This is a genomic window from Pseudomonas sp. 51_B (assembly GCF_017491595.1).
In the GTDB taxonomy this organism is placed as follows: domain Bacteria; phylum Pseudomonadota; class Gammaproteobacteria; order Pseudomonadales; family Pseudomonadaceae; genus Aquipseudomonas; species Aquipseudomonas promysalinigenes.
The window spans coordinates 1-428 of sequence record NZ_JAFGYW010000488.1 but is presented as its reverse complement, the minus strand read 5'-3'; the positions used below and the strand labels follow the sequence as shown (position 1 = coordinate 428).

Here is a 428-nt window from a genome sequence, read left to right as displayed (position 1 = left end):
CACGCGTGGCCCGCCGTGTCGTCGGCATCGGCCGCCGGCGTGCGAAGGCACTTTCGAGAACCGCTGATGGATGAACTCCTCTCATACTACGAACGGGAACTGGCGTTCCTGCGCCGGCACGTGCGCGATTTCGCCGAGCGCTATCCGAAGATCGCGAGCCGCATGCAGCTCGCGAGCGGCGCGGACGGCAGCAGCGAGGATCCCCAGGTCGAGCGGCTGTTCGAATCATTCGCGCTGACGGGCGCGCGCGCGTCGCGGCACATCGACGACGACTACTCCGAGTTCACGAAGGCGTTCGTCGAGGTGCTGTACCCGCATTATCTGCGCGTGTTCCCGTCGTGCTCGATCGCGTCGTTCGACATCGATGCGAGCCGCGCCGCGCAGATGTCGGCGGCCGTGGTCGTGCCGCGCGGCACGCAGTTGTACAG

At 67.1% G+C, this 428-nt stretch carries 1 protein-coding gene; it reads left to right on the top strand.

All coding sequences use genetic code 11. The features are described from left to right. Positions 1-66 precede the first annotated feature (66 nt). A partial coding sequence (locus J5M56_RS25870; protein ID WP_207938168.1) for a type VI secretion system baseplate subunit TssF occupies positions 67-428 on the top strand: 362 nt, incomplete at its 3' end.